Source organism: Rivularia sp. PCC 7116, assembly GCF_000316665.1.
Taxonomy (GTDB): Bacteria; Cyanobacteriota; Cyanobacteriia; order Cyanobacteriales; family Nostocaceae; genus Rivularia.
Genome location: NC_019678.1, coordinates 2155679 through 2171199, shown reverse-complemented (window position 1 = coordinate 2171199; position 15521 = coordinate 2155679). Strand labels below are relative to the sequence as shown.

The 15521-nt window shown below is 36.7% G+C and carries 16 protein-coding genes and 1 pseudogene; 6 read left to right on the top strand and 11 right to left on the bottom strand.

Translation table 11 applies throughout. The features are described from left to right. Positions 1 to 3: 3 nt before the first annotated feature. The 7 genes from RIV7116_RS08350 to RIV7116_RS08320 all read right to left on the bottom strand — a co-directional run bounded on the left by RIV7116_RS08350 (position 4) and on the right by RIV7116_RS08320 (position 8099). Entirely contained in the window at positions 4 to 1032 is a 1029-nt protein-coding gene (locus RIV7116_RS08350; protein ID WP_015117851.1) for a hypothetical protein, read from the bottom strand. A gap of 24 nt (positions 1033 to 1056) precedes the next feature. Then, positions 1057 to 1767, bottom strand: a complete 711-nt coding sequence (locus RIV7116_RS08345; RefSeq protein WP_015117850.1) for a hypothetical protein — start codon at positions 1765 to 1767, stop codon at positions 1057 to 1059. A 27-nt stretch (positions 1768 to 1794) separates the two neighbouring features. Continuing rightward, the gene (locus tag RIV7116_RS08340) at positions 1795 to 4503 is read right to left on the bottom strand and encodes a hypothetical protein (RefSeq protein WP_015117849.1); all 2709 of its coding nucleotides are present in this window, start codon (positions 4501 to 4503) and stop codon (positions 1795 to 1797) included. Further along, entirely contained in the window at positions 4500 to 4823 is a 324-nt protein-coding gene (locus RIV7116_RS08335) for a hypothetical protein (RefSeq protein ID WP_015117848.1), read from the bottom strand. The genes RIV7116_RS08340 and RIV7116_RS08335 overlap by 4 nt, the downstream gene beginning before the upstream one ends. Before the next feature lie 183 nt (positions 4824 to 5006). Then, entirely contained in the window at positions 5007 to 5588 is a 582-nt protein-coding gene (locus RIV7116_RS08330) for a hypothetical protein (protein ID WP_015117847.1), read from the bottom strand. A 379-nt stretch (positions 5589 to 5967) separates the two neighbouring features. Beyond that, a complete protein-coding gene (gene dnaB / locus RIV7116_RS08325) occupies positions 5968 to 7314 on the bottom strand; it encodes a replicative DNA helicase (protein ID WP_015117846.1) in 1347 nt (448 codons plus the stop codon). A 14-nt stretch (positions 7315 to 7328) separates the two neighbouring features. Then, positions 7329 to 8099 carry a hypothetical protein gene (locus RIV7116_RS08320; protein WP_157229263.1) on the bottom strand — a complete coding sequence of 257 codons (771 nt, stop codon included), beginning with the start codon at positions 8097 to 8099 and terminating at the stop codon, positions 7329 to 7331. A gap of 1034 nt (positions 8100 to 9133) precedes the next feature. Between RIV7116_RS08320 and RIV7116_RS08315 the strand changes: the two genes are divergently transcribed. Both RIV7116_RS08315 and RIV7116_RS08310 read left to right on the top strand, forming a co-directional pair. Further along, positions 9134 to 9430 carry an AlpA family transcriptional regulator gene (locus tag RIV7116_RS08315; protein WP_015117843.1) on the top strand — a complete coding sequence of 99 codons (297 nt, stop codon included), beginning with the start codon at positions 9134 to 9136 and terminating at the stop codon, positions 9428 to 9430. A gap of 52 nt (positions 9431 to 9482) precedes the next feature. Next, on the top strand, positions 9483 to 10292 hold the full coding sequence (locus tag RIV7116_RS08310) for a hypothetical protein (protein WP_015117842.1): 810 nt from the start codon (positions 9483 to 9485) through the stop codon (positions 10290 to 10292). Positions 10293 to 10444: 152 nt separating this feature from the next. Here the strand turns inward: RIV7116_RS08310 and RIV7116_RS08305 are convergent, their stop codons facing one another. Together RIV7116_RS08305 and RIV7116_RS08300 are read right to left on the bottom strand one after the other, a co-directional pair. Then, positions 10445 to 10858: an HNH endonuclease gene (locus RIV7116_RS08305; RefSeq protein ID WP_015117841.1), complete on the bottom strand. Its 414-nt coding sequence runs from the start codon at positions 10856 to 10858 to the stop codon at positions 10445 to 10447. A gap of 2 nt (positions 10859 to 10860) precedes the next feature. Then, entirely contained in the window at positions 10861 to 11241 is a 381-nt protein-coding gene (locus tag RIV7116_RS08300; protein ID WP_015117840.1) for a hypothetical protein, read from the bottom strand. A 230-nt stretch (positions 11242 to 11471) separates the two neighbouring features. On the opposite strand from RIV7116_RS08300, the gene RIV7116_RS08295 reads away from it, so the two are divergent. Continuing rightward, positions 11472 to 11894, top strand: a complete 423-nt coding sequence (locus tag RIV7116_RS08295; RefSeq protein WP_015117839.1) for a hypothetical protein — start codon at positions 11472 to 11474, stop codon at positions 11892 to 11894. A gap of 3 nt (positions 11895 to 11897) precedes the next feature. Continuing rightward, entirely contained in the window at positions 11898 to 12314 is a 417-nt protein-coding gene (locus RIV7116_RS08290) for an HNH endonuclease (RefSeq protein WP_015117838.1), read from the top strand. A gap of 17 nt (positions 12315 to 12331) precedes the next feature. On the opposite strand, the gene RIV7116_RS08285 is transcribed toward RIV7116_RS08290, so the two are convergent. Together RIV7116_RS08285 and RIV7116_RS08280 are read right to left on the bottom strand one after the other, a co-directional pair. After that, on the bottom strand, positions 12332 to 12727 hold the full coding sequence (locus RIV7116_RS08285) for a hypothetical protein (RefSeq protein ID WP_015117837.1): 396 nt from the start codon (positions 12725 to 12727) through the stop codon (positions 12332 to 12334). A 92-nt stretch (positions 12728 to 12819) separates the two neighbouring features. Next, a complete protein-coding gene (locus tag RIV7116_RS08280) occupies positions 12820 to 13620 on the bottom strand; it encodes a DUF4351 domain-containing protein (protein WP_015117836.1) in 801 nt (266 codons plus the stop codon). A gap of 672 nt (positions 13621 to 14292) precedes the next feature. Between RIV7116_RS08280 and RIV7116_RS08275 the strand changes: the two genes are divergently transcribed. Both RIV7116_RS08275 and RIV7116_RS08270 read left to right on the top strand, forming a co-directional pair. Further along, complete coding sequence (locus RIV7116_RS08275) at positions 14293 to 15135, top strand: Arm DNA-binding domain-containing protein (RefSeq protein WP_015117835.1); 843 nt, start codon at positions 14293 to 14295, stop codon at positions 15133 to 15135. Beyond that, positions 15132 to 15517 (top strand): annotated as a pseudogene (locus RIV7116_RS08270) (type II toxin-antitoxin system RelE/ParE family toxin). Before RIV7116_RS08275 ends, RIV7116_RS08270 begins: the two are co-directional and overlap by 4 nt. Positions 15518 to 15521 lie beyond the last annotated feature (4 nt).

Here is a 15521-nt window from a genome sequence, read left to right as displayed (position 1 = left end):
ATTTTATTTACTAACAATTCTTGTTACAAAAGTAGAAAGACCAAAACTAGCAATACTCGAAAAACTTCTAAAAACTGCTAATCCACCACCTGCTGCTAAAGCTATAGATAAAATTGGGGCAAGAATACCAATTGCAAATGCAAAAATCATTGGGTCATTATTGTCAGCATTTAGCACCATCGTGGCAACCAAACCGGAAATAATATTGAAACAAATTTTTATCATTCCTACCGAGAAGAAACCCGTTAACCATGCAAAAATAGCTTTTTGACCAACGGGAAGTAATGAACCTCCAACAGCTAGCGGTCCTAATAATGCAGTTAGTAGCATACAAATCTCGATTATCCATTGAAAAGCAGCTGCAAGTGCGAGAAGCCAACCACGAACTGTTAACTGAAAAATATTTGTATTGAAAAAATCACTAGCATTTTGGAGCCAAGAAGGACGATTATCTTGCTCGGCTTCTGCTTCAATTTCTTTTGCTTGTCGGGCTGCATTTTGTAAACATTCGGTTTGTTGCGTTGGGTCAGCAATGGTATTGCATTGATTAATCAGCGACTCAATTGCATCTGTTTTACCAGTTTTGAGCATTACTTGTTGATAAGCTTCTTGGAGTTGGATAGAAGCAGAGGTGGAAACTAACAGGGTTTGATTCGTTTGGTTGATGATTCCTCTTAAACCTTTAGTTACAGCTATTAATTGTTGACCGTTGTTTGCAAGTAGGACTATGACAACGATTGTCCAGATTAATTCGGTAAATCCTTTGGAACTATCACCGTCAATCATTTCCTTTGTCCATTGGACTATGAAAATCAATAATGTTCCAACAGCGAAAAATATTCCTAAGTTGGCGATCGCACTATAAAGTCCTCCACCCAAAACATCATCCCAAAGATTATCAATTGACTGTGCAACAGCTTCGCTCGCAGCAATTCCATCTTCCGTAATTGTGGAAGCAGCTTGTCCAGGGTTAAGATTTTGTGGCTGGGCTTGAGAAAGGATTAGCCCGTACTTCAATACTGAGTAGAACATACGGGAGGAAGGAAATATTTTTAATTAAAACAATCTAGCTTGAGATGCAGTTCTTAAGTTACTAAAACCCTGACCAACAACTTCTTTTTGTCTTGCCTGATTTTGCCCATCTACAGACCGGGATATATTAGTCAAATTGAGATTTGCTAAATCCTGAGATTGTTTAGATTTCAACCCATCACTTCGCATTTCACCTAAAATTCCTGAGATTTGAGTGTTCTGTTGAGCAATACGTTTCATCACATTCTGGGTTACTACATCATTTTGAGCAGCATCAGAAAATATGGAAACTGTCTCAATTGAGGTTTGGGTTTTTTCAACTTCTGCTTTCATATTTTCTTGCCCCTCTTTAGTCAAAGTAAAACCTGAAGCACGAGTTATTTGGCGGTCTAGTTCATTGCTTGCTCTGTCAACACTATTTACAGCATTGTTGCTATCAGATGCTATCTCCTCAATTTCCTGTCTAACTTTAGATGCATCCGGTAAGCCTAAAACACCAGCAGCTTCTTGTACTACTGCTTGTAAATCTCCCTCTAAAGATTCTGATAGATTATCTAATTTTCGGGAGATGGTTGAGGAAATATATTTATTCACAGAACCAGTTTGTTCTTGCAATTGCTCAATTACTGTTACCAAGGGATTTTTTATTTCTAAAGCATAGGCTCGGTTAATACTAATTAATGATATTGTGCTAATTCCAATTAAGCTTATGGTCAATTTATTATTTTTTTTCATACTATTATCATGATGTAAATATTGAGTTTAAATCAATTGCTTAGAAAGCTCAGTTATTGCAACAAATTTTGAGGAATACTTTGATAGATAAAATGTTCTCTGTTCTTGTTCTTTTGGATTATTACCTACTACAGCTAATAAAATAGGTGCTGGATAATAACGACAAAAAGTAAATATCCCATTATCATCAAGCAACCATTGCGAGTACAAATCCTCCTTTTTCGGAAAAAAACTTTCTGTGGCATTACGAGAAATAATCTCTTGAGGATATTTCAAAATCGTTGTAAAACTATCAACAGCAGTGGGTTGAATTCGCCCAATTAACCGAGTAGTTAAATTTTGAAATATCTTTGCTCCAGATGGAGATTGTGCAATCGTATCCGGGTCTTGAGCCGATAAAATTACTCTAATCCCTGCCTTTGCACCATTCGCACATAATCGACCAACCAAAGCTGCAATTGAATCGTATTCAAACAAAATCGGACTTTCATCAATAAAGAAGATGCTCGCTGGTGCAGCCAAAGCTCTACGCAATGCTGCACTATAAGCACTTAAGCTTAAAACAGCAGCATCTTCATCATTTGATAGGTTTCGTAATGCAAAAATTAAAAGTCGAGCATCGCTACGGAAGGTTGAAGGTTTCGCTAAAGCTTGTCCAACTCTTGATGAAAGCCAGAATCGCAGACGCAGCTTTATTGTTTCTAGGGCTGCTTTACTATCACCACTATTATCTTCAAGCTGCAAACGTTCGTGAGAGCAAAAACTTAGAAAGTCATGCAATGTAGGCATTGCAAACCATTCATCCGAACCAAACCCATTGGTATAAGCAGCAGCGTAACGGTCGCGAATTAAATCATCTCCAAAAAATGCTCTCAAAGCTAAAGCAATTATTGAACGTACTGCATCAACTTGTTGTTTAGTTTGTGTATTTCCGCCACTACCAATAACCATTGCCATAATTGCGGTAGCGAGGAAATCTTTATAGTCTTCAAAACGCTCTTGCTGCAACTTCTGGGGAAGGGAACGTAAGTTTGGTAACTCAAACAAATTACTTGATTCTTTACCAATGTCAAAATACGCTCCATCCTTCTCCATGAACTGAGTGTAATCTGTAAAGGTGCTGGTTCCGTCTGGTTTAGGATAATCCATTGCTACAACTGGCATTCCATGTGCTAGTGCTTGAGTTAGAATTCCAGAAGCCAAAACACTTTTCCCAGCACGGGTTGTAGCAAATAGTCCTAAATTTTTGTGTTGGGTATATAAGTCTAGTTCAACGGGTGTTCCTCCTTCTTCTGCTAACAAGCTAAACCCGTTACCATCTCCAGTTTTGGTTTTTACTAATGGTACTAATCCTGGTACTTCACCACTCAAATAAACTAACCTTCGATTAAAAGGTGCGGTCATTAAGCGTTCCCAAACAATAGGCAAAGTTTGTAACCAGATTCGCCAGGGGTATTCCGTTTCTCTTACAACCCAAGCCGGACGTAGAAAGCAAGATTGTAAGTAACGACAAGCTTCATCTAACTGTTCGCGAGTTTGACGATATACCAAAAATATCGTTGCTACGTGAATTGGAACAGAACCTTCATAAAGCTCCTCTTGGGCAGCTATCGACTTTTTGATGTTGAGTAAAGACTTTACATCAACCGAATTTTTGTCTTGAGCTAGTGCAGCGGACGTATTTGATTGTTTAGTTAAGCGCTGCATATTGGTTTTAACAAGTGTTTCATTAGCCCGCATCAGCTGACAATATATCTCGGTATCGTAAACTCGCTCCCTTGATAAAACCTCCCATAAATAACGAAGTTGTTGTTGTTTATCAACCCAACCACCGGGTTTATCCGCAAACGTTAGAGCCGCAATATATTTATCTTTGAGATGCACCCAACGTTTATCAGCGATGGGAATTGAGGAAGAAGACTCCATGAGTAAAGATGTTGGAGCTATATCCGAATAAATTTCTTCTCGGAGTCCGTTTTCGTCATAAATTAAAAGTTGTGGTATTCGACGTGATGGTGTGTTGTTAAATCGCTGCCAAAGTTCAGACCAAAGTTGATTTGCGTCCAAAGGGCGGATATCTAGCCCCATTTTGTTTGATATCAACTGTTCCCATAATTGGAATCCGTCAGTAAATGATGTGTGGATTAACCGTTCGATGGCGATGAATTGAAGTTCGTTGATTTCTCCGGCAAAAGATTTCCAAGAACGTTCTAACTTGGAAAGGATTTTCTCTATTGCATCGGTTGTACCCGTGCTAGAAGTTTCTACAGTGTAGGTGCAGTAGAGACGTAGTTTTTTAGGTTTTCGTACTCCTTTTTGTGTTAACTGTTGTGTTCTGCATCGCTCTCCCATTAAGAGAAATTGTAGTTCTTTGTTTGGTGAGGTTTCACTTAAATTTTTTAGCTGCTGCTGTCTGGTGGTGTCGTCAGTAAAAGAACTCAGACGAATAGTTAAACGTTCCCCAGGTGGTAAATCTTTTAATCCTGATTCAATTGCATTGAAAACCGGGTCTATTTGTTCTGTCCGCAAAGTGGAATGAACACCCGTACATTCAAAACCAAATTGAATTAAATAATTGTCAACTCCTTTGCGTAAAACATAAGCCCCAATTGATTTTCCTTGTAGATTTATTTGCAACATGGTAACTAGTGCAAAAGAATCTTCTAAAGGTGTTAGACGAAGTTTACTTTCTCCATTGTCAACAATTCGTTTACCAATTTTTGATTTGAAATTCACCTGTGGAACTTACTATTTTTTGCTTGTTTAGGGTTCATAACTGGTTTGTACAAACAACGGACTCTTGTCCAATTTGGAGTCGCAACAAACTTTGATAAAATCCGCCAAGCGCCATTGGCAGTAAGAATCCACCACGTTGCAATTCCCCAAGCTGCTATTGCACAAGTCCAAACCCAATTTAATCTCAATAAACCGTGAGCAAGATAATAGGAAATACCACTAATAATTGCCCAAGGAATTAATTGATCTGCGGGAAACGGTCCGATTGATGGTTGTTTCCCTAAAGTCGCATTTACTTTACGATACTTTTTATCCCCCATGTCTTATCTATTCTCCTTTAAAATCTAATGCCCGTTAGGCAGGGGGCAGGGGGCAGGGTGCAGGGAGCAGGGAGAAAAAGAAGATGAAAGCAGACTTTTATTAGATGCCGCAGGAGGGCGAAGAACACAGATAAAAAATATTTCTTTTCCCCCTTGCTCCCTGCCCCCTGCTCCCTTGCCTCTTTATCCTCCAGCACCTCCACCTCCTCCTCCAATAATTAAGTTGGTTAAAATATCCCCTACTGTTACTGCAATCAAAATAATCATTGGTGTTCTCGCTAAATTTTGCCAATCTTCATCATTTCTGGCGGCCTGAATCACCTTTACCAAAGAGATTCCTAGATAAAGGATGAACAAGCCTCTGAGTACATTGAACGATAAAACAATTGCTTCATCCGCACCTGCAAACTGACCGCTCATCCAGGTTTCTGCATTTTGGAAAAACTGCGCTTGCACCGGAGTTGAGAGAGCGTCTAACAGTAAAAATGTGCCTAAAACTATTAGTGCAGAAGAAGTTATTTTATATTTTTTAGAAAACTTTGTAATGACTTTAAATAAGGCATCTAAATGTTGTCGCCAATTAATTACAACTACTCCAGATATCAAAAATGCTGACGTGATAAAGCTGACTAAACTCGGATAGACATAGCAGTCTAGCAATGCCACAAATAAGCCAGTTCGCATTAAAGTAGATGCACTAATTAAATGTTTGGAACAATAGTCTCCTTGGCGCGATTCAGAAAATTTAGACGCTTTATAAAGCATAGAAAATATAGAATTACATCGTTTTCTATTTACTTGATAACTCGACCTCTATCGTAATTTCATCATCCGATTGTTAGAGATGTTACTCGTATTTTTATTTATGAAAATAATATATTTTTTGGTCTAATTAATAACTTCTATTTTGTGTATAGATAACTAAAAAATCTTTATTGTGTATATATTCTTTCTTTAATCAGCGTATTAATGTGTAATTTTGAGATTATAAATTACAATTTAACTTCCGTGGTACACTTAGAAAATAATTGAATTTTATATGTTGATAATTTTTACTTTCATACATCAAAAAAATTAGGTGCTAGGGGAATAAATGGTGATGAATTTCCCCTAGCACCTTTATCTATTTGACTTCGCGCTGTAATTATTGTTTTATATTCCTGACAATAGAATAAGCTGTATCCATTAGAAGGACTGCGCTTCCCGTTTCACCATGTCGCGCTTTAGCAACGATTAATTCTAAAATGCCTTTATCAACTGTTTCCCGATGATAATACTCATCTCGATAAAGAAGAATAACGTTGTCTGCGACCATTTCCAAAACTCCTGATTGGCTTAGGTCACTCATTATTGGACGTTTATTATTCCTTCCTTCTACTCCCCTCGAAATCTGCGACAGCGCTAAAACTGGCACATCTAACTCACTTGCCATTTTGTATAATCCTCGTGCAACATCACCAAGTTCGTAGCTACGATTTCCTTGGGTATCGGGAGCCATCATTTGTAAATAATCAACAATTACTAACCCTAAGCTTCCTTCTCTAGCCTGAATCTGACGACATTCTGAAGTAATTCCTGCAACTGTAATTCCTCGACTGTCATTAATGTAAAGTGGTAAATCACCTGAAACGCTAGCAATTTTCGCAATACTTGCGAATTCTTTGTCAGATAGGGGATTGAAGCCAGAACGATGACGACGAACTCTATCACCCCGTATAGGTTTTGTTAATAATGATTCGTATTCTTTATGAACACTAATCGTACTCCATAGTCGATATTCAAGCTGTATTTTTGACATTTCTAGGGAGAAGATAACTACTGGCAAGTTGTAATTCTGTATCGTTCCCAAAGCCAAATTCATTGCAATCATTGACTTTCCCATTGATGGGCGACCAGCAACAATGTTTAATGTACCTGGTTCAAACCCAATAATTAATTTATCAAGTTCTTTTAATCCTGTTGGGTAAATTGGTTTGTTTGATTCTAAGTCCGTATATGCATAATATGCTATGGCGCTATTATGTTCGGTATTTGTGTGAAATTGCTCGTTGGATACTTGATACAGCTTTTGCTGTGAAGCTTCAATAATTTCAGGTAAATCTATCTGTGTTTGGTGAGCTAGTTCATTTATTTCATAACTTACGCTAATCAACCTACGTCGAATGTATTTTTGCATTACCAGTTCTGCAAGTGCATCTATGTTTACGGCAGATACCGTGCGTTCAATTAGCGATACCAGTTTATTCCTGCCGCCAATTTTCATGAGTAAGTCACGGTCTTTTAGCCAGTCTATAACTGTAAGCAAATCTGTAGGCTTCCCGTTATGATGCAGTCTTAGTAAGGCTTGATAGATTTCATTGTGTGAAGAAATATAAAAAGCATCAGGTACTAAATAATCACACACCCGACTTATAGCTAAGGGGTCAAGTAGAATTCCTCCGAGTATTGCTTCTTCTGCTTCAAGATTCGTTGGTGGTAGTTTGTCTATCATAATTGCTCCTACGGTTATTGCTGAATAAGGTTTTCGGCAAGTTTCTGTTTAGTTCTTAATTCTTCTTGCCATTCTTCAACTGCCTTTTGGTACTCAACTTTAGTGGACTTGTTAGATGTACTATCTAGAAAATTCTGATAATAAACTTCCCATCTGTTCTGTCCAGCTTTATTTTTATGTGCCAACCATGCTTCTAGGTCATTTATTTCTTGGCTAAGATTCTTCGTCTTATCTTGACAATATTCTAAAAAATTCGCTCGCTCATTATCTGAGAGAGTTTGAATAAAGTTTGAATAAGTCTGAATAGTCTGAGGGGTGCTGTCATCTTTATCTGGAGCGCATTTCGGAGTTCGATTTTCTGGGTTTCCAGAATTTTTTCTGGGATTCCGTAATTTTTTCTGAGATTCCAGATTATTTTCTGAATTCTCAGAATTTTTTCTGGATTCCCAGAAATTTTCTGGATTGTCAGAATCCTCTTGTTGTTGAGAATCGACCCATTCGATAGTAAATCTTCCTGAGTTTATATGAATTGCCTTACTTCCTTTGAGTTTGCCAATAGCTTCATAGACACTACTTTCTGGAAGAAACCACCGTTTCGCAAACTCTTTGGGGATAATTGTAAGAGCGCGATCGCAAAATGGATTCTCATATCTAAGCGCTAAATGAACGAAAGCTGTGTTGTTAATTAACTTAGCTTTACGCAAAGCAATCAACTCATGTTTTTGTAAAGGATAAAATTCTCCCATTACTTTACCTCGCTTGTCTCTTATGGGTTTGGGTATCATGACTTTACTTTCTCCGTCATTAGAACAAGAAAGGTGCAAATTAATTCGTTTGAAAATAGAGGTGAGTTTGAAGTGTTTTATAACTCAGGATACGCTTGGTGATGCTTATAAATTGTCATATTAACCTGAAGATGAATACCGTTTTCTAATAATCAAGTGCTTATTTTTAAGTACTTCAAACCAACCATAAGCACTTAATTACGTGACATTTACAAAGATAAAAATCACTTGAAATCAATGATGTTACTACCGCTCATATTTTTATACAGCGAACTTCGGTAGAAAGAGAGAACGCACAGCTAATTATCTTCGAGTATACAAATACTTTTCTAAAGCTAAACGAAAATCTTTGAAAAAACAACCTACCACTTAAGAATGATAGCTGTATTTCCTTAATAATCAGAACTAATAAAATTCTCGAAAATTGATTGTAAAATTTCTAAAAATGGTTATTTTGCTAGCTTGGCTATTTATAAAGTTGCAAATTTATGAAAATTCAGTACTTAGGGAATAACAATATTTTTATACATAATATTTATTCAAATTATCAATAGCTATATTCTCTCTAACCTATATTTGGAAAAACTTTTTTCACTATATGCTTTGTATAAATAATAAGTATCTAATTAAATCACTTCAGAAAAATATTATACAGCTTGATATTAGCTATTAATTCTTTTTAGGATGAAAAATTGTCAAAATATGGATAAATATGTATAAATAGTTCAATGTGTTGGATTTAGCCCCAAAGTTCGCTTTTTAAGTTCAAAATCTCCAAAAATGTTCCTTCATGAATCGCGCCAAATACACTGAAGGAATTAGTTAATGAGCGAGAAGTATTTGCCGGTCGTAAAGACTTTATATTTAGATTTTTTGTCAATTTTTTGTATTCTTAGCTCACCATAGGTAACAAATTATTTTATGGTGACAAGCTCCAGTTTAGGCTTGTGAATTCTCTTTCCAAATTTATGAGGGCAACTTTTGTCTTGCCTTTATTTTTATCAATCAAACTTACTTCAAAGGAGATTATCAACATGAAAAATGCTCCAAAGAAAATAGTAGCGCAACATTATCAGCTAGTTAATAAACAAGTAGCAGCAGAAATGACTGGCTTATCTCCCCAAACTTTGAAAAAGTATAGACTTGAAGGAATACTTGAAAAAGATATCTATTGGGTAATGATTAATTCAAGAGTGATTAGATATAACATTTCACTTATACTTGATTGGATGCAAAACAAAGATACCAATCCTCAAGCACATATAAAAGCAATAGAAAACTATTTATCTTCTCTTCCATCTGCACAAAATAATTCACGAAAAAAACGTTGAAATATTGACTTAAAGAATCAATAATTATATAGATAGTCGTAAAACTGCCAGTATGTCTCGTCCAGCTTTTTCTATTTTTGCTCAACAATATCTCTTGGCTCTACTTAATGGTTTTGGAACTGTTTACCTAAACGAACCAATCCCCCGAGATGCGAATTTGAGAATTTTTAAACTCCCATCTCGATTCAACTGGGGAACTGAGTATTTGAAGGAAATTACTCACGGTGATAATCGGGTGATGATTAGCCCAGAGGTGATTGGAGAAGCGGAATTGGTAGATATTCTGTTTGAACCCAACTCCCAAAAATCTCGAACATCTTTAGGACTATTAGGAGAGTACTTATCAGTTCCATGCATTATTGAAATTCTGCGTTGGGCACCAAATGCATTGGAGCTAGAGGATTGTTTGCGCCATTGGTTAACCTGGAAAAGTGAAGCCAGTAAAAGCATTATGAATGCAAATGAGACGAGTGTCGAGACTTCAGAAGCGCGCAGCGATGTAAGGGAAGAAATTGACAAAACTTTACTTATTATTGTGCCTTCAATTGCGTCTCAACACCTCCAAGGATTTGCTGCTAGTCGGGACATGAATATTTCAGGAATTTACCATTTCGCACCAGCTTTTTGCACAACTATCGTTGTAACTAGCGAACTTCCCCAAAATATTTCAACACTCTGGCTCAGACTTCTAGGACGCGGACCAACTCAACGAGCAGCAATTATGGAACTCAATGTTTTAGATGATAATCATCCACACTGCGCTGTAGTTCGGCAACAATTACGTGAATGGTATCAACTTTTATCTAATAGTAAAATGTTTAAAGAAGGTAAACTGCTGATGCAAACATTGGCTAGTGTATAAAATTCAGCTGTTTCAATAAGTTGCTTATCAAATTTACTTTTCTTGCTACTTAGAGCGCTTCGGAAACTGTAATCAAAATATAAAAACGCACCGGAGCATTGCCCAGCATAATTTAGCAGAATTATTGATAATAAATTATTTGATTTTGATATTTATGGATACTGTCCTTGATTAATCAATGCTTGTCTTTGAAGTACGCGATTAGGAAGATTAAATTGAAGTAGTCTTGCAGTTGCTTGACCAATTTGAGTTTTACCTTCAATATTCGCATTTTTAATATAAAAATGTTCATCCCATATCTGACGACGTGGATTAAACAAAGGAACAATTTCTTTAGTAGTTTGGTCTAATGTGGCAAAATCAGAACCTTTATGACGATTACAAGATAAACATGAAAGTGCCAAATTATCTAGACTGCTTTCACCGCCATGCTTGATTGCAATAATGTGATCTACCTCATGTGTGTAAATAGAAAAATCTTGAAGAAGCAAACAATATTCACATCGTTTATTCGCTCTTTCTTGAACAAGTTTACGTAATTTCGTAGAAATATAATCAGAAGTCATGTTTACTCATTGCGTTTGAAAGCTCTTGCTTTTAATAAAATCATCATATGTTCTAACTGTTCGTAAACATCTAGTTCAGCTAATTCCATTGAATTAAGTGTAGCGGAGCGATTTCTTGACAATAATTCTTCTAATCTCGACTGAGCTTGAGGTGAAACTTTAAAAGCAATTATTTCTTCTGGTGTTGGGCGCTTAATTAAAAAATCAAGAACTTCTTGATAAACTAAAGGAATATCTGTAGGCTCAGTTTGAACTGTCTTACTTATGTTTGTCGGTAAATTTGCAAAATCTAACAATTGCCATAGCAATTCGGGTAAACGATTTTGCAAAGGTTCTAGACGCTGAGCTAGTTCATCGGAAACTTGAATTGTTAATTCTGCCATTGCCTGGGGTTTCGTCCTGTCAGCTTATCTTATATGCTAATTATAGCTTTAGCTTTTACATAGAGCGCTATCTAAAGTTAATCCCGCGTAGAAACTCCATCAAAGCGCGTTACGTTAAATTATTCTTCTATAATTCACTTTTTAATAAGATAAACTATTCTTAAGAAGAACAGATAGTTTTGGCAATGTTAGTATTAAAAGTAATAAAAACAAGCAACATCTAACAACCAATGGCAACGCAAAAAGTCACGGTTGAACTCCCACAAGCTATTTTTCAGCAATTGGCTCGTATTGCTCAAGCAACTCAGCAACCTTTGGAAACTTTGGTAGCTCAAAGCATCGTCAGCAACTTACCCCCCACACCCGACAATGCACCAGTAGAAATTCAAGAAGAACTTCTACAAATGCAAATTTGGAATGATGAGGAATTATTGGCGATCGCCAACAGTCAAATCACCTCGGAGCAGCAAAAACGCCACACAGAATTATTGGAGAAAAATAGCACAGTCGAGGAGCTAAACAAAAGCGAACGTCAAGAACTTAGTGAATTAAGAATAAAAGCAGACCGTTTAATGTTACAAAAAGCTTATGCTTGGTCAGTTCTCCGCTGGCGAGGACACAAAATACCAAATTTGAATGAAATGCCACTCTAACTCATGGCTATTTCCGAAAAAATTCGTTCTGAAGTTATAACTCGGGCTAATTATAGGTGTGAGTATTGCCAAACCAACTCCCGATTAATTGGAATGCCATTATTTATGGAACATATTTTGCCTAAAGCTGCTGGTGGTGGAGATGAATTCGAGAATTTGGCAGCTTCTTGTTATAGATGTAACGAATTTAAAGGCGCAAAAACCCACGCAATTGATCCACAGACAAGTCAATTAGTTGGGTTGTTTAATCCAAGAAAGCAATCCTGGCAAGAACATTTTAACTGGGTGAATGGTGGGACCCATGTTGCTGGTATAACTCCTACAGGCAGAGCAACTGTAATTGCCTTGCGATTAAATAATGATTATTTAACAGAGGCAAGAGCGTTATGGATTGAGAGTAATTGGCATCCGCCATCATAAATGTTTGTTTTTATAAATTATTTACTCTTCAAAATTAAAGCATTAATTTTTTCATTATCAATATTTATACCATTACGTTCTAAGTATGGGCGTAAATTAATTTTAATAAACAAATCTTTTAATTCTTCAGCAATTTGTTCAGGAGGATTGCCCGATAAAGCTGTTGCTATTAAACGTTCTGCTGCTTTGAATTCCCCACAATCCACAGCAAGAGTTGCTGCGCTGCGATGTAAAATTGAACGGCTCGGTTCTGCATCTAATTGATGAGCAATTAATTCTGCGGCTGCTTGCTCGTTCTCAAATGCTTCTCGAATAAGTTGTGAGGCTTGTTCTAAATTACCTTGAAGTTTAGCGGTAAAGCCTGCTTCCGCCAAATCCATCGCTGTGGTATGTTTTTCTTGAATTTGACTCATTTCTTTTATAGAGGTGTGCTTTCCGTGTTCTGAGCCGAATTCAGGCGTTCTCAAATCAGGAAAGCAAGTTTTTCAGTACATTTTTATCGGTTTTATCTATCTAAGTATGCTTGTAAATCGTTGATATTAGAAAAACTGAAGAACACTTCACCTAAAGCTTCTAATTGTTCTGGTGACAAATTTTCAATCCTTTTCATCAATGAAGCATCAATTTCGCCAAAACGACTATTAATAATAAGCCTTACCCATTTTAATGCTTCTTTTTGTACAATATCTTGATAAATTACAGATTGTCTCATAATATCCTCCCGAAAAAATTGACGAATTAAATCTTTATCAAATCGTAAACCAGCTAAAATTCCTAAACACCCGGTAATATTTTGCTGCTCTCTTATATCTGAAATTGTAGCTACTGTTTGGGCAACTTGGTTTAGTAATGCTGTGGGTGAATCAGTTTTTGTTAAAGGTGCTAGGGGTAAAAGTCCACGTTTATTGAGAAATAATGCCGAATCCTGCTCCCATAGACGGATTACACGATAGCGGTGGATTGTTGTTTCGTCACGATATTCTTCAGTAAATGCAATTTCGTTGGTAGTTTCCTGCAAAAATATTACTACTTGTGTAACAGGACATTTGTATTTCCGTTTTAACCTGAAGGAATAGTCCCCCATCCTAAAGGGAATCGGAGGTTTTGAAATAGGTTCGGTCTGAAATTCTATATGTAAAATCCGATTTTTTGTTTGTAGAAAGGTAACGGAATCAGCACGAATTGGTTCTAAAAAAAGCTCCGTTTTAAGTACATTAACATCTTCTGTTTCAATTCCGAGTAACCAGCGTACAAAGTCTGTTGGATACTCTTCAGCCAAAAACTTACACGAATTATCATAACTCATGAGATTAATTGATATATTTCAGTATTTACTTATTGAAAAGCATCCAGCATTTTCAACTAATATCACGGTTTCAGTACCCTTAACTGATTCGGTTGCGAAGAAATAATTATCAAAGCCAATTTTAATTTAGATTTAGCAATAAATTAGTAATTACTGTCAGTACACAAAAGTAACAAGTCACTATATTTACTTCGTTAAATCCGTTAGCCTAATTTAACGCCGTAAAAAAGTCTAAGTAATTATCGCAAAAAGCCTTCTATAAAAGGAACACGAGTTTTTATTGCATTGAGAAACTCGCTAGATATCAAATGGTGTAAAGATGGTGTAAAATAGATTTTAGAGGCTGAAAGTATTATATAGCAATGAATTTACTCGGACTGAAAATCCTCGTGTCAGCAGTTCAAATCTGCTTCTCGGCATTACAAACAAAACCCCCTCCAGCTAACGCTTCTGGGGGTTTTTTAATGCCCCAAAAACCCCGTTTCAGCGATTCGAGGGGTGTAAATTGGGTGTAAATTTACCCCCACGTTGGACATTTTTAGACGGGTTTGGACAATTTATTGGGGTAAAGTTGGGGTAAATCAGAGCGCGCTGATTCCAAGTCCAGCAAGGCAATGGAGAAATAAGCTAGCAATTTCTCTTTGTCTTCGTTTGTAAGTCCAGGAGTCAATTGTGGGTTCCCAAAAATCTAACAAGAAAGCAAGTAAAGGTACTGTCCAAATCAAAACTTCAAATGAGCGTTTACAACTCGTTTTTAGTTTTGGGGGTAAACGTCATTATTTATCAACGGGTTTTACCGATACTAAAGCCAATCGCAAGCTGGCGGAGATGAAAGCCAAACAAATTGAGTTGGATATACTCTGCAACAATTTTGATATCACTTTGGTTCGGTACAAGCCTCAATCCCAGCAAGATATCTTTAAATCATCGGCTTCTGACGAGGAGACTTCCCCAGAAAGTAGTGTTTCTTTAGCTGATTTGTGGGATAGTTACACCGAATATAAAAAGTCGAGTTTATCCCCCAGCACTTTGGCGAAGGATTACAAGAAAATCTATCGCTGTATTAACGTGCATCTTCCCGTGAAGACTCTGGATAAAGCTGTGGGGATTCGCGATTGGTTAATTGCAAATAGAAGCCCGTTATCTGCCAAAAAAATCCTTACTCAGTTTTGTGCTTGTTGTAATTGGGCTGTGAAGTCTCAATTAATTGAAGAAAACCCCTTTGAAGGTATGGCGAGTGATATTAAACTACCCAAGGGAGATTCTCAGGAAACGGATATCAATCCTTTCAGTGTTGAAGAGCGCGATTGTATCATCTCGACATTATGCTGGGCAGAGTCGAGAGCTTTTCTTACCGGAGTTTTAGGATTTTATAGTTTAGGCGATACTCACCTTGCTCCAGTGGCTATTACAGTTAGTAGTGAGTATTGCTTTTTATTGCTTATTAAACTCATACACAACAAATTTCAGATATCATTGACAAAATATGCCAAAACTAGCATATTGAAAATATGAGTGATGTGTTGAAACCAGTTGAATGGATTGGAAGCTCCCTTAATGATTTGAAAGAGTTCCCAGAGGAAGTACAGCAAGTAGTGGGTTATGCTTTGTACTTGGCTTAATGCGGAGAAAAGCATGAGAACGCTAAACCACTTAAAGGTTTTAAGGGTGCAGGGATGTTAGAAATTGTAGAAGATTTCGATAGCAATACTTACAGGGCTGTGTATGGGCTGTGTATACAGTAAAACTCGCAGATGTAATTTATGTTTTACATACTTTTCAAAAGAAATCGAAACGTGGTATTTCAACACCAAAACAAGATATTGAACTAATCGAAGCACGCTTAAAGCGAGCCAAAGAATATCATGCAAAAAACTATAGTAAAAATAAAAGTTAAATAA